At 46.1% G+C, this 20970-nt stretch carries 24 protein-coding genes; all 24 read left to right on the forward strand.

The features are described 5' to 3' along the window. Window positions 1-35 precede the first annotated feature (35 nt). Window positions 36-1442 carry a flagellar hook-length control protein FliK gene (locus J2S00_RS00190; RefSeq protein WP_307334184.1) on the forward strand — a complete coding sequence of 469 codons (1407 nt, stop codon included), beginning with the start codon at window positions 36-38 and terminating at the stop codon, window positions 1440-1442. A 27-nt stretch (window positions 1443-1469) separates the two neighbouring features. Then, the gene (gene flgD / locus J2S00_RS00195; protein WP_307334186.1) at window positions 1470-1910 is read left to right on the forward strand and encodes a flagellar hook assembly protein FlgD; all 441 of its coding nucleotides are present in this window, start codon (window positions 1470-1472) and stop codon (window positions 1908-1910) included. Window positions 1911-1948: 38 nt separating this feature from the next. After that, window positions 1949-2821, forward strand: coding sequence for a flagellar hook-basal body complex protein (locus J2S00_RS00200; RefSeq protein ID WP_307334189.1), 873 nt, complete (start codon window positions 1949-1951; stop codon window positions 2819-2821). 87 nt (window positions 2822-2908) lie between these two features. Next, window positions 2909-3154: a flagellar FlbD family protein gene (locus J2S00_RS00205; RefSeq protein WP_307334191.1), complete on the forward strand. Its 246-nt coding sequence runs from the start codon at window positions 2909-2911 to the stop codon at window positions 3152-3154. A gap of 20 nt (window positions 3155-3174) precedes the next feature. Next, complete coding sequence (gene fliM / locus J2S00_RS00210; protein ID WP_307334193.1) at window positions 3175-4167, forward strand: flagellar motor switch protein FliM; 993 nt, start codon at window positions 3175-3177, stop codon at window positions 4165-4167. Next, window positions 4157-5335 carry a flagellar motor switch phosphatase FliY gene (gene fliY, locus J2S00_RS00215; protein WP_307334196.1) on the forward strand — a complete coding sequence of 393 codons (1179 nt, stop codon included), beginning with the start codon at window positions 4157-4159 and terminating at the stop codon, window positions 5333-5335. Before fliM ends, fliY begins: the two co-directional genes overlap by 11 nt. A gap of 39 nt (window positions 5336-5374) precedes the next feature. After that, window positions 5375-5734, forward strand: a complete 360-nt coding sequence (locus tag J2S00_RS00220; protein ID WP_307334199.1) for a response regulator — start codon at window positions 5375-5377, stop codon at window positions 5732-5734. A gap of 34 nt (window positions 5735-5768) precedes the next feature. Continuing rightward, complete coding sequence (locus tag J2S00_RS00225) at window positions 5769-6377, forward strand: flagellar biosynthetic protein FliO (RefSeq protein ID WP_307334202.1); 609 nt, start codon at window positions 5769-5771, stop codon at window positions 6375-6377. Between the two features lie 14 nt (window positions 6378-6391). After that, window positions 6392-7093, forward strand: a complete 702-nt coding sequence (gene fliP, locus J2S00_RS00230; RefSeq protein WP_307334205.1) for a flagellar type III secretion system pore protein FliP — start codon at window positions 6392-6394, stop codon at window positions 7091-7093. 18 nt (window positions 7094-7111) lie between these two features. Further along, a complete protein-coding gene (gene fliQ / locus J2S00_RS00235; protein ID WP_307334207.1) occupies window positions 7112-7381 on the forward strand; it encodes a flagellar biosynthesis protein FliQ in 270 nt (89 codons plus the stop codon). 7 nt (window positions 7382-7388) lie between these two features. Further along, complete coding sequence (gene fliR, locus J2S00_RS00240) at window positions 7389-8165, forward strand: flagellar biosynthetic protein FliR (protein WP_307334209.1); 777 nt, start codon at window positions 7389-7391, stop codon at window positions 8163-8165. A gap of 6 nt (window positions 8166-8171) precedes the next feature. Next, complete coding sequence (gene flhB / locus J2S00_RS00245; RefSeq protein WP_307334212.1) at window positions 8172-9263, forward strand: flagellar biosynthesis protein FlhB; 1092 nt, start codon at window positions 8172-8174, stop codon at window positions 9261-9263. Window positions 9264-9278: 15 nt separating this feature from the next. Then, window positions 9279-11312, forward strand: coding sequence for a flagellar biosynthesis protein FlhA (flhA, locus tag J2S00_RS00250; RefSeq protein ID WP_307334213.1), 2034 nt, complete (start codon window positions 9279-9281; stop codon window positions 11310-11312). After that, window positions 11312-12469, forward strand: a complete 1158-nt coding sequence (flhF, locus tag J2S00_RS00255) for a flagellar biosynthesis GTPase FlhF (protein WP_307335179.1) — start codon at window positions 11312-11314, stop codon at window positions 12467-12469. Before flhA ends, flhF begins: the two co-directional genes overlap by 1 nt. Then, on the forward strand, window positions 12453-13337 hold the full coding sequence (locus J2S00_RS00260; RefSeq protein WP_307334216.1) for a MinD/ParA family protein: 885 nt from the start codon (window positions 12453-12455) through the stop codon (window positions 13335-13337). Before flhF ends, J2S00_RS00260 begins: the two co-directional genes overlap by 17 nt. Window positions 13338-13350: 13 nt before the next feature. Continuing rightward, window positions 13351-13986, forward strand: coding sequence for a CheB methylesterase domain-containing protein (locus J2S00_RS00265; protein ID WP_307334218.1), 636 nt, complete (start codon window positions 13351-13353; stop codon window positions 13984-13986). A gap of 2 nt (window positions 13987-13988) precedes the next feature. After that, complete coding sequence (locus J2S00_RS00270) at window positions 13989-16046, forward strand: chemotaxis protein CheA (protein ID WP_307334220.1); 2058 nt, start codon at window positions 13989-13991, stop codon at window positions 16044-16046. Window positions 16047-16063: 17 nt separating this feature from the next. After that, a complete protein-coding gene (locus J2S00_RS00275) occupies window positions 16064-16546 on the forward strand; it encodes a chemotaxis protein CheW (RefSeq protein ID WP_307334222.1) in 483 nt (160 codons plus the stop codon). Next, complete coding sequence (locus J2S00_RS00280) at window positions 16543-17178, forward strand: chemotaxis protein CheC (protein ID WP_307334227.1); 636 nt, start codon at window positions 16543-16545, stop codon at window positions 17176-17178. Before J2S00_RS00275 ends, J2S00_RS00280 begins: the two co-directional genes overlap by 4 nt. Then, window positions 17162-17647 (forward strand): chemotaxis protein CheD, encoded by a 486-nt coding sequence (locus J2S00_RS00285; RefSeq protein ID WP_307334229.1) that lies wholly within the window; start codon window positions 17162-17164, stop codon window positions 17645-17647. The genes J2S00_RS00280 and J2S00_RS00285 overlap by 17 nt, the downstream gene beginning before the upstream one ends. Window positions 17648-17662: 15 nt before the next feature. Further along, on the forward strand, window positions 17663-18460 hold the full coding sequence (locus tag J2S00_RS00290; protein WP_370875802.1) for a FliA/WhiG family RNA polymerase sigma factor: 798 nt from the start codon (window positions 17663-17665) through the stop codon (window positions 18458-18460). A gap of 57 nt (window positions 18461-18517) precedes the next feature. After that, on the forward strand, window positions 18518-18943 hold the full coding sequence (locus J2S00_RS00295) for a DUF6115 domain-containing protein (RefSeq protein WP_307334234.1): 426 nt from the start codon (window positions 18518-18520) through the stop codon (window positions 18941-18943). 139 nt (window positions 18944-19082) lie between these two features. Beyond that, complete coding sequence (gene rpsB / locus J2S00_RS00300) at window positions 19083-19784, forward strand: 30S ribosomal protein S2 (RefSeq protein WP_307334237.1); 702 nt, start codon at window positions 19083-19085, stop codon at window positions 19782-19784. Between the two features lie 186 nt (window positions 19785-19970). Then, the gene (gene tsf, locus J2S00_RS00305; protein ID WP_307334240.1) at window positions 19971-20861 is read left to right on the forward strand and encodes a translation elongation factor Ts; all 891 of its coding nucleotides are present in this window, start codon (window positions 19971-19973) and stop codon (window positions 20859-20861) included. Window positions 20862-20970: the final 109 nt, after the last annotated feature.

Here is a 20970-nt window from a genome sequence, read left to right on the forward strand (position 1 = left end):
AAATGTAAGATCATCTACGGAAGGAGGTGATGGAAATGTTGGATATGCTAACCTTGTTTACCCAGCATCAAGAAAGGTCAGGGCAAGCCAAAGTTGTCAAAGGTGAGCGGCCCGGCCTGGCAGCAAAAGAGGGGCCAAGTACCGCGGATACACCCCTTTCCTTTTCCATGCAATTTGTCCGGCTTCTAGGGGAGTTAGAAGGTGACAGCTTTGACAGGGCGAGGAAACAGGAAAATTCTGCTTCTGACAACTCCGCTGGAAAAAGAGGAGGGGATTTTTCACTTCCATTTAACAGCTATTCTCCAACGCGGGAATGGCCTAAGGTCAGAGAATCTAATACTGACACAACTGGTGACCTCCTGTTTGAAGAAAATACACACACTGGGGCTGTAACTCCAGCTTCACCAGAGGTTTCCAACGAGGAACAAGAACCCCGTTTTGCTCAGCAGGTGATGCCTGTAAGCTTTGAGACGGCAGAGTTCCCACACAGCGAAGGCGTCTCCCAATCGGTTCAACTGCAGGTTAAAACAATTGCAGAGTCCGGAGAAGGTGGGAACATCTTGAAGGATGCTGTATTTATTGATCATTTTCGTCCAGAACAACAGCAGGTTCTCATCTCTCAATCTGACAAAAACAGCCTGTTCAAAGTAATTAGTCATGGCTATCCACGTCACCTTCTTACACAAGAAAACAGTGTCTATGATTCACTAAGAGAAGAAGCTGCTCCCGCTGGCAACGTAGGCCAAGCAAAACCAGGGATGCATCAACTACTGGCTGGCTGGAGTGCTGACCAGGGACTAGCCCCGTCTGCTCAATCTGCTGATCAGAAAGGATTTCATTCATCCCAAACCAATCATTCATTTGGAGAGCAGCACACCGGGACAAACACTCTGAACCTCTCCACTGACAGTACATTAACATCTGGTGCAACGGAAGCCACTAAGAGTGTTCAGGAGAACGGGACAAAGGAATCCACGCTTGTCCGCTATGCCTACATGGTACAAGATCTTGAGCAGGTGCTGCGCATGAAGTGGAACCGCGTGCAGGAAGGAAATGTAACCCAAATACGTATACAAATCCATCCCGAACATTTGGGTGAGATGGATATTCGCTTAACCTCCAATGAAGGAAAGATGACCATACAAATATTGGCCTCTACCCGGTTCGCCTTAGAATCCCTGGACCGGCATATGTACCAACTGCAAGCGGTCCTTGCCCAACAAGGTTTGCAGGTTGAGCGTATAGAAGTCATCCATCAGCAACTGTTATCTCAAGAGCTTTCCGGCCAGCACGATAAGGAGGGCCACCGACATGCCCACCAGGGTCAAGACCAACAAAGCACAGCAAAAGAAACAGCTCGTGATAAGTCACCTGAACAAGGAGATTATATCGCCCATTATAGAGTCCTGGGGGATTCGGCTACTGTGGATTATGTCGTCTAGGCGATGACGAGATGGAGGAGTAGAACAATGGAGAAAACGGCATCCGTACAATCAACGACTCACCCGTACTTTAGACAAGTGCCAACATTTGAAGAGAGAAGTGAGTTGGGCAGAGATGCCTTTTTAAGAATCTTAATTGCCCAATTGCGTTATCAGGATCCTTTAAATCCGATGGAAGACCGGGATTTTATTGCCCAGACGGCCCAATTCAGCAGTTTGGAACAGCTTATGGCCATCAATCAGACAATGCAGGACTTGACCTTTTCTCAACTTCAACAAACTTTAACTCATTATTCCCATCTCATTGGCAAAAAAGTTTACTGGGAGACAGACAGTAACAATAACAAGCAAAGCGGAGAGGGATATGTCAACGCTGTGTTTGTGAGAGATGGAGAAGTCATGGCTGAATTGGACAGTGGTAAAACAATTGCGCTTAAACATGTGTACCGGGTAGAACAGGCAGAGTGATGATTACTTTATTACAGTGATGAAAGGAGTTATGTCTCATGTTACGTTCCATGTATTCTGGTGTATCAGGTATGAAAGGGTTCCAAACCAAGCTAGATGTGATTGGGAACAACATTGCTAACGTCAATACCGTTGGCTACAAAAAAAGCCGGGTGATGTTTCAGGATGTGCTTAGTCAAAATTTATCGGGTGTTTCCGCCCCAGAAGAGGGAACCCGCGGAGGGGTTAATCCACGGCAAGTGGGTTTAGGTGTCCAAATTGGAGCAATCGATACCCTTCACACACCGGGCTCACCTATGACCACAGGGGTATTAACTGATTTAGCCATTGCCGGAGACGGGTTCTTTTTGGTGGTACCTCCCGGAATGGATCCTAATGACGGAAACTATTATCTAACCAGAGCCGGTAATTTTACTCTTGATGCGGAAGGACAGTTGGTGACGTCTGATGGTTATCTAGTGCTTGGCTTTGACGTTGATGACGATGGAAACGCCATTAATAGCCCTATTTCCATCCGAATCGATCCGGATGCTGATTTTGTTGCTTATGACATTACACGCAATGGAAATGTAATAGGTTATCTTGAGGATGGTACATCTGAGGTCATTGCTGTTATTGCCCTTGGTTTAGTCAATAATCCTGGCGGTCTGAGAAAGATAGGCGGTTCACTTTATGAGATGACTGCAAACGCCCATCCCGATGGAGCGTTAGTATGGGGACAAAACCTAGGAACGATTGATAGTCTTGGTGTAACGACGGAGATCATCTCCGGTATGCTGGAGATGTCCAATGTGGACCTGACAGAGGAATTTACGGAAATGATCATTGCCCAGCGCGGGTTCCAGGCCAACTCCCGCATTATTACCACATCAGATGAGATCCTGCAGGAAGTTGTCAATCTGAAGCGCTAAGATAGGCCATTTTTGGCGCAGGGTACAAACATGACTGCTGTAAAGGAGGGGTGAGCCAGGGACCCAAGCCTGGTTTGCTGTATACCCATGATAAAGCTAACAAAGCTGAACAAACAGACGTTTTATCTCAATGCCATCTATATTGAGCGGGTTGATTCCACGCCGGATACAGTGATTACACTGATCAACGGCCGAAAAATCATTGTCTTGGAGTCAGCTGGAGAGGTGACCCAGCTCGTCACCGAATACTATCGTCAGGCCGGTATGATCCGGCAGATCATCAAAGAAGGGTTGCCTTCCAGCAGCCTTCACGAAGATGACGCTCAAAACTAGGTCAAAGGGAGGTTAATCCCTTGTCAGATGTTTTGTCACAAAAAGAGATTGACGATTTGCTGAGTGCCCTTTCTACGGGAGAAATGAATGTGGATGAGTTAAAAAAAACAGAGGAGAAACGGATAAAAACTTATGACTTTAAACGGGCACTCCGCTTTTCCAAAGATCAAATCCGCAGCTTGACCAGAATCTATGAGAATTATGCCCGGACGTTAACCACTTACTTCTCAGCCCAGCTGCGCACGTTTGTTGAAATCTCTGTTGAATCTGTGGAGCAGCTGCCCTACGAGGAGTTTATCCGTTCTGTGCCCAGTATGACCATCCTGAATGTGTTTCATGCTTCGCCTTTGGAAGGACGGTTACTGATGGAGATCAATCCCAATATTGCTTATACGATGCTGGACCGGATACTGGGGGGAATTGGTACCAGTCCGTCCAATATTGGCAACTTGACTGAGATTGAAAGCAATGTGATGGAGCGCATCTTCAACGGGGCTATCGAGCGCTTGCCGGAAGCATTTAAATCAATTGTTGAACTGGCACCAACGATAGAGTTCATGGAAACTAATCCTCAGTTTTTACAGATTGTGTCTCCTAATGAGACGGTAGCAGTGGTCTCCTTGAATACCAAAATTGGTGAAGTGACCGGTATGATTAATTTTTGTTTGCCTCATGTGGTACTGGAGCCAATTATTCCCAAACTGACGGCCCAGCACTGGTTTGCTGCCCAAAAGAAGGCCCGTGAACCAAAAGAGGTTGAACTGCTGCGCAAAAAAGTCAAAAAAACGTCCCTTCCCTTAGTCGTGGATTTAGGTTATTCACTGCTTAGTGTGGGAGAATTTCTTAAACTTGATGTGGGCGATGTGATCCGTTTGAATGAAACAGTGGATGATCCACTGATTGTCAAAGTGGGTCAAAAACCAAAGTTTAGGGCCCAACCTGGCACCTGCCGCGGTAGGATGGCTGTTCGCATTACGGAATTGATCAGAGAGGAGGACGAAGATGGCGAGTGATATGCTGTCCCAAGAGGAGATTGACGCCCTTCTAAGACAGAATGAGGACAATGAAGATCAGAATGAAAAGGGGATGAGTGGAGAAGTAAACGAGTATTTGTCTTCCTTTGAACAGGATGCGTTCGGGGAGATTGGAAATATATCTTTCGGCAGTGCTTCTACAGCTTTGTCAACGCTGTTGAACCAAAAGGTGGATATTACCACACCTCGGATCTCACTTTTGCATACTGATCGCTTGGAGGAAGAGTTTCCTAAGCCTCATGTGGCCGTTCATGTGAATTACACAGAGGGATTTAAAGGGTTAAATTTGCTGGTGATAAAGATGGAAGATGCTTGTATTATTGCAGATCTCATGATGGGAGGTGACGGGACCAACCCTGACCCGGAACTGAATGAGATTCATACCAGTGCCATTCAGGAAGCGATGAACCAAATGATGGGGTCAGCAGCAACATCCCTGTCCACCATTTTTAACAAACGGATTGATATCTCCCCTCCTGGCATTGATATCTTTGATGTATCCAGTCCAGATTTTAAGCATCCAATCCTGGAAGAAAAGATATTGCTTAAAGTTGCTTTTAAAATGTGTGTTGGGGAGCTGATCGACTCGGAGATTATGCAATTAATCCCTATCCCCTTTTCCAAAGAGATGGTTCAGTTACTTATGAACCCGGGAGAGTCTCAAGAAAAACAGGTGTCATCTGCAGGTGAACCTAACCAAACCATACATAATGGTGACCGGCAAACAGGAAGTCCAAACGCCACTCAAGCTGAAAAGCATGTAAGTGAGTCAAATTTAGGCAGTTCTCAAATGTCCAGCTCAGTCCAAAAGAATAACAGGACTCAACAACCCTCAGTCCAACCTGTTGAATTTGCCGAATTTGACAGTAAAGCTTCGCTTACTTCCCAGCCCAAAAATCTGGAGTTATTGATGGATATTCCTTTGCAGGTTACGGTAGAACTGGGACGGACCAAGCGCTCTATTAAAGAAATTTTAGAACTGTCTCCCGGTTCTATCCTCGAATTGGACAAGCTGGCAGGTGAACCTGTGGACATTCTCATTAACAACAAACCCATTGCCAAGGGTGAAGTGGTGGTTATCGAAGAAAATTTCGGTGTACGGGTAACTGAAATATTAAGCCAGTGGGACCGTCTCAAAAAAATATAAGCTTTAACACGGGATGAAATAGGTAAGGAGGAAGCTGAAATGGGAAAAATTCTTGTTGTCGACGATGCTGCTTTCATGCGCATGATGATCAAAGATATTTTGACCAAAAACGGTTATGAAGTGGTAGGAGAAGCCGCTGACGGCCAACAGGCTGTAGAGCAATATTCGGAATTAAAACCGGATTTAGTCACAATGGATATTACTATGCCCGAAATGGATGGCATCACAGCATTGAAAAAAATAAAAGAGATAGATCCTGAAGCAAAGGTGGTCATGTGTTCAGCAATGGGACAACAAGCGATGGTGATTGATGCTATCCAGGCAGGGGCAAAAGACTTTATTGTCAAACCTTTTCAGGCAGACCGGGTGCTGGAAGCCATAAAAAAAGTGATAGGATAAGGGATAGCAGATGCTAAGCAAGTGTTATTTGGGGTTGTGCTTACTTGTAGTAGTGGCTTGCGGGATTACTTTTGTTCTGGCGGAAGGTGTGCAAGCCACCTCAGAAACAACACAAGTGGGCGAAACAAGCGAGCAAATTGAATTGCCTGACCAAAGCAAAGCATTGGGCCGGATGATGATTCAGGTCGTGGTTTACACCCTGCTTGTTATAGGCCTCATTGTGTTATTCGTCCGTTTTTTGGGTAAACGGCAGCAGAAGTTAGGCTACCACCAGTTGTTTCAGCACATGGGGGGCACTTCGCTGGGGCCCAATAAATCCCTTCAACTAATCAAAGTGGGAGATAAAATCTATCTGCTTGGTGTTAGTGAGCAGATAACGCTCATTAAAGAGATAGATGATCCCGCTGAAATTGAACGGATCGAAGCGGACAGGGAGAAACAGCAGGTATTCTTGCAGACGCCTGTTTTAGAGCGGTGGAAGTACTCGCTGGATCAATGGCGAAACCAAAAAGAAGATTCACATTTCCATTCACTGCTGAAGAGGAGTTTACAGAACCAGCAAGTGATGCGCGAACAGTACCAGCGTCATTTGCATCAAGGACATTCCGCTGATGTAAGTGGCCGGGGAAAAAAAGAGGGTTGAGGTAAGTGATAGACATGTTAATAGCACAAACAACCGGTGCACTGATCCCAGGTCTTAATCTAGAAATTGGCGCATCAACAGATCCTGAAGATGTTGCACTGACACTGCAACTCTTAGCATTATTGACAATTCTGTCGTTGGCTCCTGCCATTTTGATCATGATGACCTGTTTCACCAGGATTGTGGTCGTGCTGGGTTTTGTGAGAATGTCACTCGCCACGCAGACCATGCCGCCCAACCAAGTGTTGATCGGCTTGGCCCTTTTCCTAACTTTTTTCGTCATGGCACCAGTATTTGGGGAAATTAATGAAAATGCTCTACAGCCTTATTTATCAGGTGAGATTAGTCAAGAGGAGGCGTTTAATCTGGCCGTCGGCCCCATTAAGGAGTTTATGGCCCAACATACACGGGAAAAAGATCTGGCTCTGTTTCTCAGATATGTGGATGAGGAACAACCTGAATCAGTCCAGGATATCCCTTTGACCGCCCTTGTTCCTGCCTTTGCCATTAGTGAGTTGAAAACTGCTTTTCAAATTGGCTTTATGATTTTTATTCCTTTTTTGATTATCGATATGATTGTGGCCAGCACCCTGATGTCAATGGGCATGATGATGCTGCCGCCTGTAATCATCTCCCTGCCGTTTAAAATCTTATTGTTCGTACTGGTTGACGGCTGGTACCTCGTGGTAGAATCGCTGCTGTTCAGCTTTCGCTAAGGTAGGTGCACGAAACGGATGACACCCCAGTTGGTTTTGGATTTGGCCCAAAATGCGGTTTTCACCATTCTGCTAGTGGCTGGCCCCATGCTGCTGATGGCGCTTGGGGTGGGTTTGTTGGTCAGTATTTTTCAAGCGACAACACAGATTCAGGAACAAACGTTAGCTTTTATTCCTAAGATTGTGGCTGTGCTTCTATCATTAGTTATTTTTGGACCTTGGATGTTGTCTGTGATTTTGGACTTTACCAATCAGTTGTGGCAAAACTTACACCTCATTGTAGGATGAGTGATCAATGCTGTTAGAGTGGCTTAATCTTTTGCCGGTTTTTTTGTTGATCCTGGTTCGTCTGACCACCTTTTTTGTGGCGGCCCCTCTGTTTTCCATGCAAGGGGTGCCGCACATGTTTAAAATCGGGCTGGCTTGTTTTATCGCCTTAGTCTCTTTAACCTCCATTGAAGTGGGTGACCCGATTCCTTGGGACCTGAGCTTCCTTTTCTATGTTGGCAAAGAAGCACTGGTTGGCTTGGCTTTGGGCTTTGTTGCCGCTCTTGTGATCTATACGGTTCAGGTGGCTGGAGCGTTTATCGATTTTCAGATGGGCTTTCTCATTGCCAATCTCGTTGATCCCCAAACGGGGGCCCAGGTCCCCATTATTGGTAATCTGAAATACTTTTTGACCCTCTTGTTTTTATTATCTGTAGATGCACACCATTTATTGATTGAGGGGGTTATCCGCAGTTATCAGTTGGTACCCATTGATCAGTATATGGTGGAGATAGGTTCAGCAGGGGTAGCCCAATTAATGACCCATGTGTTTGTACAGATGTTTGTGGTAGCGCTCTTAATTGCCTTGCCAGTCGTAGGTGCCTTATTTCTCGTTGATATTTCACTGGGCATTCTGGCCCGAACCGTACCGCAAATCAACGTGTTTGTGGTCGGGTTGCCTTTAAAGATATTTAGCGGTTTTGTGTTGATCTTAATTACATTGCCAGGTTTTTTCTATCTTTTGCATCGTCTGGTTGGGGAGATGGTTAACACCATGGGCCAACTGTTAAGAGTGTTAGGGTGACAACTGATGGACAAACAGCGCCTGCCACTGCAATTTTTTGCTGAGGATTCACAAGAAAAAACAGAAAAAGCAACGCCCAGAAAAAGGGAAGAAGTCCGGCGCAAAGGACAGGTGGCCAAAAGTTCTGAAGTGCCAACAGCCCTTATTTTACTGTTTGTGTTTATCTTACTTTTTTTTATTGGAGAATGGATGTTGACCCAGTTTAAGGCCTTGTATGTTAAAAGCCTCACTCAATATATCCACCAGGAAGTCACAGTGCAGATGATTCCCGTTATTTTTCAGGAACTTTCCTTTCAAGCAGCTAAAGTCACAGCACCGGTGATGCTGATGGCGCTGGTGGCCGGAGTCCTGGGCAATTACATCCAAGTCGGGTTTCTCTTTTCCACAGAGCCATTGAAAATGAAATTGGAACGTATCAATCCCCTTAAAGGGTTTAAACGTATTTTTTCCACCCGGGCCCTGGTCGAGTTGTTAAAATCACTGATTAAGGTCACACTGGTCGGAACCGTGGTTTTTACGCTGCTTATGTATCGCCGGGAAGACATCTTTCAACTTTCTCAAGCAGGGGTGGGAGAAGCACTGGCCTTATTGGGCAGGTACACCTTTCAGCTCGGTCTGAGTGTGGCTATTGTCTTACTGGTTTTATCCATGCTTGATTATCTTTACCAAAAATATGAGTTCGAAAAAAATATTCGTATGTCCAAACAGGAAATGAAGGATGAGCATAAGCGGACAGAAGGGGATCCTTTGATCAAATCTAAAATCAAAGAGCGGCAGCGGCAAATGGCCATGAGACGAATGATGCAGCAAGTTCCTCTGGCTGATGTGATTCTGACCAACCCCACCCATTATGCTGTAGCCTTAAAATACGATGCAGAGCAAATGGATGCCCCACGGGTGGTAGCCAAAGGCACAGGATTTGTTGCTTTAAAAATTAAAGAAATTGGTGAGGCGCACGGTGTCACTGTAGTGGAAAACAAACACCTGGCCCGTGCTCTGTATGCTCAGGTGGAAATTGGTGAAGAAATTCCTGAACATCTCTTTCAGGCCGTGGCCGAAGTGCTTGCTTATGTGTATCGCCTGAAGGGCAAAGTTTAAGGAGGAGGATTATCATTGGTGTTAAGAGATTATAGTATATTACTGGCCGTCATTATGATCATTGTGATGATGGTCATTCCTCTTCCAACCTGGATGCTGGATATCTTGATTATTATCAATATCTCCTTGGCGCTGACGATTATCCTGGTCGCGATGAATACCAATGAGCCGCTTCAATTTTCGATCTTTCCGGCACTACTCCTGTTAACCACTTTGTTTAGGCTCGGCTTAAACGTATCCACCACCCGGGCCATTTTGACCGGTGCAGATGCAGGCAGTGTCATTCAGACCTTTGGTGAATTTGTGGTTGGGGGGAGTGTCATCGTTGGTTTTTTGGTTTTTCTGATCTTAGTCATTATCCAATTTATTGTGATTACCAAAGGTTCGGAGCGTGTCGCTGAAGTGGCAGCCCGCTTCACGTTGGATGCGATGCCAGGTAAACAAATGAGCATTGATGCTGATTTGAACGCGGGGATCATTAATGAACAGGAGGCGAGAGCACGACGGGAGAAAATTGAGAAAGAAGCAGACTTTTATGGGGCCATGGACGGGGCGGCCAAATTTGTCAAAGGTGATGCCATTGCCGCTATTGTGATTACCATTATTAACATCATTGGCGGTCTGTTGATCGGGATTATGGTGATGGGCATGGCCTTCAGCGATGCTGTGTCCACCTATACCTTACTCTCTATTGGTGATGGATTGGTCAGTCAGATTCCGGCTCTCTTACTCTCCACTGCAACAGGTATCGTGGTGACGCGGGTCGCTTCAGACGGTAACCTGAGCCTGGATATCTCCCGTCAAATCTTTGCCTATCCTAAACTCCTTTATGTGGTTGGGGGCACCATTGCTTTATTAGGTATTGTCACACCGATTAACCCATTTTTGACCTTATCGATTGCCGGCTTCATGTCTTTTGGCGGTTTTAGAATGCAGCAGGCATTGGAACAGCAGCAACAACAAGAGGAAAATGATCAACAAGAACAAGCCATTGAAGAGGTGAAAAGTCCTGAAAGCGTGACGCCCCTTTTGCAGGTGGACCCTATCGAGTTTGAATTTGGTTACAGCCTGATTCCGTTGGCCGATGCCAATCAGGGAGGGGATCTACTAGATAGAGTGATCATGATCCGCCGTCAATGTGCCTTGGAGCTGGGTATCATTGTACCTGTTATACGCATAAGAGACAATATTCAATTAAAACCCAATGAATATGTGATCAAAATCAGGGGAAACCGTGTAGCACAAGGGGAATTGCTCCTTGATCATTATCTGGCCATGAGCCCCGGAGTGGAAGATGAATCTGTAGAGGGTATTGAAACTGTAGAGCCAGCGTTTGGCTTGCCTGCCCTGTGGGTTAATGAGGAAATGAAAGAACGGGCAGAGCTGGCTGGCTACACGGTTGTGGATCCCCCATCGGTGGTGTCTACGCATTTAACGGAAGTGATTAAGCGCCATGCTCATGAGCTCCTGGGTCGCCAGGAAGTGAAAACATTGCTTGATCATGTAAAAGAATCGGCTCCAGCGGTAGTGGAGGAGTTGATTCCGGATCTCCTCAGCATAGGGGACGTGCAGAAAGTATTGCGCAACCTGCTAAAGGAACGAGTCTCTATCCGTAATTTGCCACTTATTTTGGAATGCCTGGCCGATTATGCTCCGCATACAAAAGATCCTGAGCTGTTAACTGAATATGTCCGCGGGAGCCTGGCCAGACAGATCACACAGCAATATGCAGGAGATAGCGGATCCTTAAGGGTGATCACAGCTGGTGCATCCCTGGAAAAGTGCATTGCTGATGCCATCCAGCAAACGGAGCAGGGCCCATACCTGGCTTTGGATCCGGAAACCACCCAGAAAATCTCCCAGGCGGTGTTGGCTGAAGTCAAACGCGTGCAGGAACTGGGCCTGGAGCCTGTTCTCTTAACTTCACCGGCGATAAGAATGCATTTGCGCCATTTACTGGCCCGCTATATGCCTGATTTACCGGTTCTGTCCTATAACGAACTGGAAGCTGATCTTGAGGTGCAAAGTGTAGGGGTGGTGAACGTGTGATGAGAGTCAAAAAGTATATTGTGGACAACTTGGCTGAAGCCATGCAGGAAATTAAACAGGATTTAGGGCACAATGCGGTCATTCTGGATACAAAAAAAGTGAAAAAAAGGGGATTTTTAGGCCTCTTTGGCAAGAAAACACAGATCGAAGTGATTGCCGCTGCAGATCAAGGCGTAAATCAAAACCAGCACTTTAACAGCCAACCCGTCAGGCTCAGAAGAGAGAGACGCTTAAAAGGAGCAGTTGCTTCACCAGGTGCTCATCATGCTCTGCCTGCTGCTGAGCATTTGGTTCTAACCCAAGAAATAAAAGAAATTAAGCAGTTTATGCTGAATATGATGGACGGCGTGCCGCTTCAGATGCCGCCTGCCTTACGACAGGTGGATCAAAAACTGAAACAGCATGGTGTCTTGCCTGACATCCGCGCCCAGCTCCTGCAACAGCTGCTCACACACTACCAGGGGCACAATGATCAGCTGGACAGCCGGCAGATACGGAAGTTTTTGGTCAATTATTTGGAAACTCTGCCCTTAGGACAGCAACGACAGTTGTCCAAATTCATGTGTTTTGTTGGTCCTACAGGTGTGGGCAAAACGACGACCATCGCTAAGCTGGCAGCAGAAATATTGCTTTCCAGGCGTCAAAATGTGGGCTTGATCACCGCGGATACATACCGCATTGCCGCTGTGGATCAACTCAAAACCTATGCCCAAATTTTGAATGTGCCTCTGGAGGTGGTTTACTCGGCACAGGATTTAAAAGCAGCGATGAGCAGGCTGGCTTCTTGTGATTACATCTTGATGGACACTGCCGGCCGCAACTACATGGAAGCCTACTATATTCATGAACTCAAACAGTTGGTCCCAGACCAACAAGATGTACACACTTGCCTGGTGCTCAGTTTAACCAGCAAGTATGAAGATATGAAGCAAGTGGTGGTTAATTTCAAAGTATTGCCAATTAATACCTTAATCTTAACCAAAGCGGATGAGACCCACACACTTGGTTCGCTGGTTAACCTGCTGAGTGAATACCGGCTGCCTTTGGCTTATGTAACCAATGGCCAGAATGTGCCAGATGATTTGCTCTCTCCGTCACCGGAATGGCTGGCCAATACCCTGTTGAGTGAGGGGATAGAAGTTGAAAGATCAAGCTGAACGTTTAAGAGAAAAGGTTCGCCGTAGTCAGGGAGCAGCTGTCGCGCGCACCATCGCGGTGACAAGTGGCAAGGGCGGGGTGGGCAAGTCCAATGTGGCACTTAATCTTGCCTTAAGTTTAATGGAACGGGGTAAGCGGACACTGTTATTTGACCTTGACCTTGGTTTTGCCAATCTTGATGTGTTATTAGGCTACACGCCCCGTTTGACGTTGATTGACATGGTGGAAAAGGGGCTGTCCCTAGATGACGTGATCGAGAGAGGACCGTATGGTTTGGAGTTAATCTCTGGGGGCTCGGGACTTGGCAGTTTGTTTCACCTCGATCAAGGCCAAATCAATGATATGTTGGATAAACTGGACACTTTATCCAAGCGGCTTGACTATATCATTTTGGATACAGGGGCAGGACTGTCGGCCGAATCACTCCGCCTTATGCTGGCTGTTGACGATATATGGCTGGTCACCACACCTGAGCCTACTTCTATGACTGATGCCTATGGCGTCATTAAGGCATTGTGCAAATACAATGGGGAGATCAACTTGCATGTCATCGTGAACCGCTGTTACACACCAGTGGAAGGAGTACGAACAGCCCGAAGGTTACAAACAGTGGCCAAGCAATTTTTAAATAAGGAGATCCGTTATTTAGGGTATCTGCCCAATGACCCGTCCGTCCACCAAGCGGTTCTCAGTCAAACGCCTTTTATCAAATTGTTTCCTGCCTGTCAAGCTGCACAGGCCATCGCTGTGCTGACAGCCAGGTATCTTAACCAACCCTTGCAGGATAATGCCAGGCGGGAAGGTAGAGGGTTACGTTCCTTTTTCAAGCAGTTGATCGCCCCGTTTCTCCAAAAGGGAACGGGATAACAGCAGGGTCTGGTTGTATGAGGAGGGAGTACACATTACGCTGTACAGTCAACAAAGACAACTTAAATTTTTAGTGCTAATAGGTGTGTCCACCGGTGGGCCAAAAGCACTGCAATATTTATTTTCACACTTAACTGCACGAAAGGATACCGCTTTGCTTGTTGTTCAGCATATGCCTCCTAATTTTACATATTCGCTGGCTAAGCGGCTCAATGAACTGTCGTCATATTCAGTGAAGGAAGCTAAGCATGGTGATCCCATTAAGGGAGCTCATGCGTATGTTGCACCAGGCGATTACCACTTGGAGATCAGGATGGAAGCAGGTACTCCTGTGGTGTACTTGACCAAGAAAGCACCTCGTAAAGGACATCGTCCAGCCGTGGATGTGTTGTTCGAGTCAGCTGTTCAGGCCGTAGGTTATAGTGTAATCACTGTGATCATGACTGGCATGGGTAAGGACGGAACAGAAGGATTAAAATGGCTCAAGGAGCAAAAACACATTTACTCGTTAGCCGAAGATGAGTCCAGCTGTATTGTATACGGCATGCCAAAAACGGCGATCGAAGCCGGTCTGGTTGACAAGGTGGTACCGCTCGAAGGCATGCCGGGGGCGATTGAACAGGCGATAAAAGAACTGGGGGGAGCTTAACGATGGATATGAATCAATACATGGATGCCTTTATAGATGAGGCTACTCAACATTTACAGTCAATCAATGGAAATTTGCTGTTGCTCGAAAAGGAGCCGGCCAACCTTGAACTGGTTCAGGAGATCTTTCGCTCTGCTCACACTTTAAAAGGCATGGCAGCCACAATGGGTTTTGAAGAAGTGGCTGAGCTCACCCATCACTTGGAGAATGTGCTGGATCAAGTGCGTAACAGAAAATTAACCGTTAGCACACCCATGATGGATACGTTGTTTTTCAGTGTGGATGCGCTGGAAAAAATGATTGATGCTCTGATCAACGAGGAAAATGCACAAGTTGATGTTGGACAGGTGATACAGGCCTTAAACGGGATTCAGGGAGACGGTTCTAAGGGGGCATCATCCAGCGGAGAAGAGCAGACACAGGACCGCTCAAGCAGCGTGCCCAGGGCTATTTTGCAAGCGGTTGACCAATTTGCCCTGACGGTTTTAACTCAATCTGAGGAAACAGGGTTTAACATCTATCACATCCAAGTCACTCTTGATAAAGGCTGTTTATTAAAAGCGGCCCGGGCTTATATGGTTTTCCAGCTTTTGGAGAGTGAAGGGGAAATCATCCAGACCCTTCCCCCTGTTCAAGATATAGAAGAGGAGGCCTTTGAATCTGCTTTTGAACTGATCTATGTTACGAAACAAGACACAGATTATGTTCAACAGCTTATTCATAAAGTTTCAGAGATTGAACAGGTGCATGTTCAGCCGGTAAAAACAGAGGAGTTGAAGTACCATCAGTCTCAGGAGATAGCGGAAGGAGCCTTAGAAACAGCAGCTGCCAGCGCTCCAAGTGCTGACAGTGAGCAATTGAAGTCTGGGCAACCGGAAACATCGCCGCATAGAAACGGATCACAACGGACATTGAATAAAACAATCCGGGTTAATATCGACCGTCTGGATGCTTTGATGAATTTATTCAGTGAGCTGGTCATTGACCGGGGGCGTCTGGAGAAGATCTCAAAAGAACTTCAGCATCAAGAGTTAATCGAAACGGTGGAACATATGAGCCGTATGAGCAGCGACTTGCAAGATCTTATTTTGAATATGCGCATGGTCCCTATAGAACAGGTGTTTAACCGTTTTCCCAAAATGGTCCGCAGTTTGTCACGGGAATTAGGCAAAGAGGTTGAACTGGCCATGAGCGGTACAGAAACCGAACTGGACCGCACGGTGATTGACGAAATTGGTGATCCTCTTGTGCATTTGCTGCGCAATGCCATTGATCATGGACTGGAGACAACGGAGGAACGAAAACGCCTAGGCAAGCCGGAACAGGGACGGCTGGAATTAAAGGCTTATCACAGCGGCAATCACGTCTTTATCGAGGTCAGGGATGACGGCAGGGGTATTGACCGCAGCAAAGTGTTAAAAAAGGCCATTGAACGGGGAGTCATTTCCCGGGAACGGAGTGAAGAGTTAAGCGATCAGGATGTTTACCAGTTATTGTTTGCCTCAGGTTTCAGTACGGCCGAAAAAGTGTCAGACATATCCGGCAGGGGAGTCGGGCTGGATGTGGTGAAAAACAAAATTGAATCGTTAGGCGGCAATGTGTCCGTCCTGTCACAGCCTGGAGCTGGCACCACCTTCACGGTCCAACTGCCTTTAACTTTGTCAATTATTTCCGCCTTACTTGTCAAAGTAATGGATGAGACCTATGCCATCCCACTGACATCGATTATTGAAGTTGCTGCCGTGAAACAGGAAGATATTCGTTCCGTCCAAGGACAAAGGGTGATCGATTTTAGAGGCAAAGTGGTCCCCCTTGTTTCATTGCAAGATGTATTTGAAGTTCCCGGTGAAGTGGAGGAGGATGGCATCCTTTCCATTGTGATTGTCAAAAAAGGCGAAAAAATGGCTGGTTTGATTGTTGACTCATTGATTGGTCAGCAAGAAGTGGTTCTGAAAACATTAGGTCAATATCTTAATCAGGTATTCGCCATATCGGGAGCGACCATTTTGGGGGATGGACAAGTGGCTTTGATTATTGACTGCAATGCACTGATTAAGTAAAGCAGGGAGGGTTAGACATGGTGGACAACTATGATATCAGTGGGGAAAATAAGCTCATTGTTTTCCGCTTAGCTAACGAAGAGTACGCCATTGATGTGGCTCAGGTTCGTTCAATTGAGCGCATGCAGCCGATTACCCGGGTGCCGCGCACGCCTCCGTTTGTGAAAGGGGTTATCAATCTGAGGGGAGTGGTCACGCCTATTATTGATTTACGACGCCGGTTTAACATGGAAGAAATAGAGTATACCAACAACACTCGTATTATTATTGTTGTGGTTGATGAAATGGAAGTGGGCCTGATTGTTGACGCAGCCAATGATGTAATTGACCTGCCCGCTGATCATATTGAACCTCCCCCGGAGGTTGTGGGGGGCGAGGTGGCCGATTATTTGCGAGGCGTGGTCCAGCTGGAAAACAGGTTGTTGATTTTGCTTAATCTTGATTGTGTCTTAGCCAGAGATGAATTTCAACCAACTAAAACGATTGAGGCGACATCATGAATAACTGGAAGCAATTCAGCAAGATGCACATGGACATATTAAAAGAAATTGGCAACATTGGGGCTGGACATGCTGCTACCTCGTTATCATCATTGTTACAAAAACCGGTTGAAATGAAGGTGCCTGACGCTCGTTTAGTTTCCTTTAATGAGATTTCTGAACGGTTGGGTGGAGCGGAGCAGGTTGTTGTCACCACTTTACTTACCATTCAAGGTGATGTGACAGGATATATGTTTTTTATCCTCCAGCAAGACGGTGCAAAAAGGCTGATCCACTCCCTACTTAACCAAGAGGAGGCTGACTCGTGTAATGAACTTCATTTATCTGCCGTGCAGGAAGTAGGCAATATTTTAAGCGGTTCCTACCTATCAGCTTTGGCTGACTTAACCGGTCTTAACATCCAGCCTTCGGTCCCCGAAGTAGCCATCGATATGGCGGCTGCCATTTTAAGTTACGGATTGCTTGAAGTTGGGAAAGTGGGAGATCATGCATTGGTGATTGATACATGCTTTTACGACCGACCCGGTCAGGAGAGACCAATAGAAGGACATTTCTTCCTTTTGCCTGACCCTGATTCTTTTTCAATATTATTTCAAGCATTAGGAGTAACTGAACATGACAAAGGTGATTAACGTCGGAATGGCTGACCTTAATGTCGCTTGTGCACCGGACAAAATCAGAACAACCGGTCTTGGCTCATGTGTAGGGGTTGTGATCTACGATCCTTCCAGGAAAATAGCAGGATTGGCCCATGTGATGCTGCCCAGCCAGGAGTTTTCCAGGGGAGATACAAATCAGGCTAAATATGCAGATACGGCCATTCCTGCTTTAATAGAAAAAATGATAGCTTGTGGTGCCAACAGAAGTCAATTTCAAGCCAAACTGGCAGGCGGTGCACAGATGTTTAAGTTTCAATCATCAAGCCAGGTGATGCGTATCGGTGAGCGTAATGTGGAGGCGTGCAAATGTCAGCTTGAACGCTTCAACATCCCTGTTGTGGCTGAAGATACCGGCGGAAATTTCGGACGTACCATCGAGCTGGATACGTTGAACGGTGTACTTTATATACGTACAGCAAACCGGGGTATCAAAGAGCTGTAAGTGAAAAGGTAGGGGGTGAGCCCATTGAGCACAAAAAAGTGGACCAAACAAGATTGGGAAAATTGGAGGAAATGGAAAGACGGGCGAGACCCTGAAGCAGGACAATGTCTGGTGTTAAAATATATGTCGGTCGTTGATTATGTGGTGGGCCGCATATCGCTGACACTGCCTGATAGTATCACTAAAGATGAATTGAAAAGTTGGGGCCTGGACGGCTTGCTTGACGCATTCGATAAGTTTGAACCGGAAAGAGGTTTGCAGTTTGAGACGTATGCCAGGTTAAGAGTAAAAGGGGCTATCATTGACGAATTACGCAGGTCCGATATTCTGCCCCGCTCTGTCAGGGAAAAAGCCCGCAAGATCGAAGAGGCCTATCTTCAATTGGAACAGGAAAAACAACGATCGGTCACTGATCAAGAAGTGAGTCAGTATCTGGGCATTAGTGTTCATGAGCTGAGACAGACGCTGGCTGATGTTTCGTTATCGGCTATGCTTTCTATTGACGAGGTGGTTTATGATGAGGAGACCCAGCAGATGGTCAGGTCCACGGTTTTGGAAAACAGCCAGGCTGACAATCCAGAGCAGTACGTGGATGAACAATGGAAGAAAGAAACCCTGGCTCATGCTATTGACCGATTGCCTGAGAAGGAGAAATGGGTTGTTTCCCTGGCCTATTTTGAAGAACTGACTTTAACAGAAATTGCGCAGTTGCTTAATCTATCTACCTCCCGTATATCCCAGCTCCACTCCAAAGCTTTATTGCGCCTAAAAGCTGCCCTGAGCAAGGAACAAGAACTGATTTGCAATCCATGACGTTAGATTGAGCCAATCTGAAGAAAACACTTTACTTTAATAAGGTGGGATGGTCGAGTGACTGTATGGCTTGTCCTTAGCTTTCTTCTGCATCTGATCACCCTCTTTGCTCTTATTGTTTTATACCAGCGGTCTTCCTCTGCTGACAGAAGTCAGCCAACCTATGACCCTCAAGCGCTCACTGAGCAGTTGGACGCCTTTGTTAAGCAAATTGAACAGGAGAATGAAGCCTATTATCAAAACATGCTGGCTCATTTAAAGGACCTGGAGACAGAGTGGGAGATTAAAGTAAACCAGTTAAATCAGGCATCATCCCGTGAAGCGGCTGATCCTCCCCAGCCGGATACATATGGGGAAAAAGTGTTTGACCGGGCCATTCATTTGCATCAACAGGGCTATACTCCGGAACAAATCGCCAGGCAGCTGAACATCGGCATAGGAGAGGCCCAGCTGTTGGTCCGTCTTTTTGAAAAGCATTGCTAATTTGTACTGAGTGTGATATATTATCTGTTGGTGTGGATCACACACGACAGCCAATTTAGGTGAGGGTGCTTGCCATCAGGCAGGTTTCATCTAAAAAAGCGGCTGTCGGAGGAAAAAACCCAAAGGAGGATATGTTTACATGGCAGTCATTTCAATGAAACAACTATTGGAAGCCGGGGTTCATTTCGGACATCAGACCCGCCGCTGGAACCCCAAAATGGCCCGTTACATCTTTACTGAACGTAACGGCATTTACATTATTGACCTGCAAAAAACGGTGAAGAAGGTTGAGGAAGCTTATAACTTTGTGCGTGATCTGGCCGCAAACGGCGGAAAGATTTTGTTTGTCGGCACCAAAAAGCAAGCGCAAGAGTCAATCAAAGAGGAAGCTGAGCGCTGCAACATGTTCTATATCAATACGCGCTGGCTGGGTGGAACATTAACCAACTTCCAAACCATTCGCAAGCGTATTGAGCGCTTGCATGAACTGGAACAAATGGAAACGGACGGTACGTTCGATGTACTGCCTAAAAAGGAAGTTATTTTGCTGCGCAAGGAGAAAGAACGCTTGGAAAAATTCTTAGGCGGAATTAAAGACATGAAAGAGCTTCCGGATGCTCTTTTCGTCGTTGATCCCCGCAAAGAACGGATCGCCATTGCCGAAGCGCGTAAACTGGGCATTCCTATTGTGGCTATCGTTGATACCAACTGTGACCCCGATGAGGTTGACTACGTGATTCCCGGCAATGATGATGCCATCCGTGCCGTTAAACTCTTGGCTTCCAAAATGGCCGATGCCGTTTTAGAAGGTAATCAAGGGGAGCAAACCAGTGTATCCTAAGCAGGAATTTAGCTTGCCTGTTTAAAAACTTAAAAGGGTGGCCTGAGGGAATACCCTTAGCCCCCTTTTTTTAAAGGTTTACAAACAGTAAGCTTGGAAAAACTTTAATTATAGAAAATACATATGCTAAAAATATAGCTAAACCCACTAACGGATTGATAACGGACTTAAAGGAGGATGACTGCTGTGTCTGTAACAGCAAGCATGGTAAAAGAATTGCGTGAAAAAACCGGTGCTGGCATGATGGATTGTAAAAAGGCACTGACGGAAACAAACGGAGATATGGAGAAAGCGATCGAGTACCTTCGCGAAAAAGGACTGGCCAAGGCAGCCAAAAAAGCGGACCGTGTTGCTGCTGAAGGCTTAACCTCTGTTGAGGTGGAAGGTAACGTGGCCGTGTTGTTGGAAGTGAACTGTGAAACCGACTTCGTGGCCAAAAATGCTGAATTCCAAAGCTTTATCTCTGAGGTTAGCAAACATCTCATCAAACATCGCCCGAGCAGTGTACAGGAAGCGTTGTCCCAAAAACTGGAAGGTCGAGAAGAAACACTTCAGGAGCGCTTGCATGCTTTAATTTCCAAAATCGGTGAAAATATGAAGCTGCGACGTTTCGAAGTGGTTGAAAAAACCGATAAAGATGCATTTGGTGCCTACATTCATATGGGTGGCAGCATCAGTGTGTTAACCGTTCTCCAAAACACCACCAATGAGAACCTGGCTAAAGATGTAGCCATGCATATTGCTGCCTTGAACCCACGTTTTATCTCCAGAGATGATGTGCCTGAAGATGTGGTTAATCAGGAAAGAGAGATCCTTAAACAACAAGCCCTTAATGAAGGGAAACCTGAACATATTGTAGAAAAAATGGTAGAAGGCCGGCTTGGTAAATTTTATAAAGAAGTATGTCTCTTAGAACAAGAATTTGTTAAAGATCCTGATCTCTCCATTGGCAAACTGTTGCAAAAAGAAGGACAGGACGTCACCATTAAACAATTCTATCGCTACCAGCTTGGCGAAGGAATCGAGAAAAAAGAAGAGAACTTCGCTGAAGAAGTGATGTCTCAGGTCAAAAAATAATCGCAATATGCCTGGCCAGTCAATCATATAGGGAACACGTTGTGTTCCCTATTTTTGAGGAAAAAATGAAGCAGGAATCAAGACAGTTGCGTAGAATATCAGAATGGAG

Origin of the sequence: Caldalkalibacillus uzonensis, from assembly GCF_030814135.1 — a bacterium.
Taxonomy (GTDB): Bacteria; Bacillota; Bacilli; order Caldalkalibacillales; family Caldalkalibacillaceae; genus Caldalkalibacillus; species Caldalkalibacillus uzonensis.

Excerpts from the sequence above, each read along its gene's own strand:
- J2S00_RS00190 (WP_307334184.1), top strand. The coding sequence starts at position 36 with ATGTTGGATATGCTAACCTTGTTTACCCAGCATCAAGAAAGGTCAGGG.
- flgD (WP_307334186.1), top strand. The coding sequence starts at position 1,470 with ATGGAGAAAACGGCATCCGTACAATCAACGACTCACCCGTACTTTAGA.
- J2S00_RS00200 (WP_307334189.1), top strand. The coding sequence starts at position 1,949 with ATGTTACGTTCCATGTATTCTGGTGTATCAGGTATGAAAGGGTTCCAA.
- J2S00_RS00205 (WP_307334191.1), top strand. The coding sequence starts at position 2,909 with ATGATAAAGCTAACAAAGCTGAACAAACAGACGTTTTATCTCAATGCC.
- fliY (WP_307334196.1), top strand. The coding sequence starts at position 4,157 with ATGGCGAGTGATATGCTGTCCCAAGAGGAGATTGACGCCCTTCTAAGA.
- J2S00_RS00220 (WP_307334199.1), top strand. The coding sequence starts at position 5,375 with ATGGGAAAAATTCTTGTTGTCGACGATGCTGCTTTCATGCGCATGATG.
- fliP (WP_307334205.1), top strand. The coding sequence starts at position 6,392 with ATGTTAATAGCACAAACAACCGGTGCACTGATCCCAGGTCTTAATCTA.
- fliQ (WP_307334207.1), top strand. The coding sequence starts at position 7,112 with ATGACACCCCAGTTGGTTTTGGATTTGGCCCAAAATGCGGTTTTCACC.
- fliR (WP_307334209.1), top strand. The coding sequence starts at position 7,389 with ATGCTGTTAGAGTGGCTTAATCTTTTGCCGGTTTTTTTGTTGATCCTG.
- flhB (WP_307334212.1), top strand. The coding sequence starts at position 8,172 with ATGGACAAACAGCGCCTGCCACTGCAATTTTTTGCTGAGGATTCACAA.
- flhF (WP_307335179.1), top strand. The coding sequence starts at position 11,312 with ATGAGAGTCAAAAAGTATATTGTGGACAACTTGGCTGAAGCCATGCAG.
- J2S00_RS00270 (WP_307334220.1), top strand. The coding sequence starts at position 13,989 with ATGGATATGAATCAATACATGGATGCCTTTATAGATGAGGCTACTCAA.
- J2S00_RS00275 (WP_307334222.1), top strand. The coding sequence starts at position 16,064 with ATGGTGGACAACTATGATATCAGTGGGGAAAATAAGCTCATTGTTTTC.
- J2S00_RS00280 (WP_307334227.1), top strand. The coding sequence starts at position 16,543 with ATGAATAACTGGAAGCAATTCAGCAAGATGCACATGGACATATTAAAA.
- J2S00_RS00285 (WP_307334229.1), top strand. The coding sequence starts at position 17,162 with ATGACAAAGGTGATTAACGTCGGAATGGCTGACCTTAATGTCGCTTGT.
- rpsB (WP_307334237.1), top strand. The coding sequence starts at position 19,083 with ATGGCAGTCATTTCAATGAAACAACTATTGGAAGCCGGGGTTCATTTC.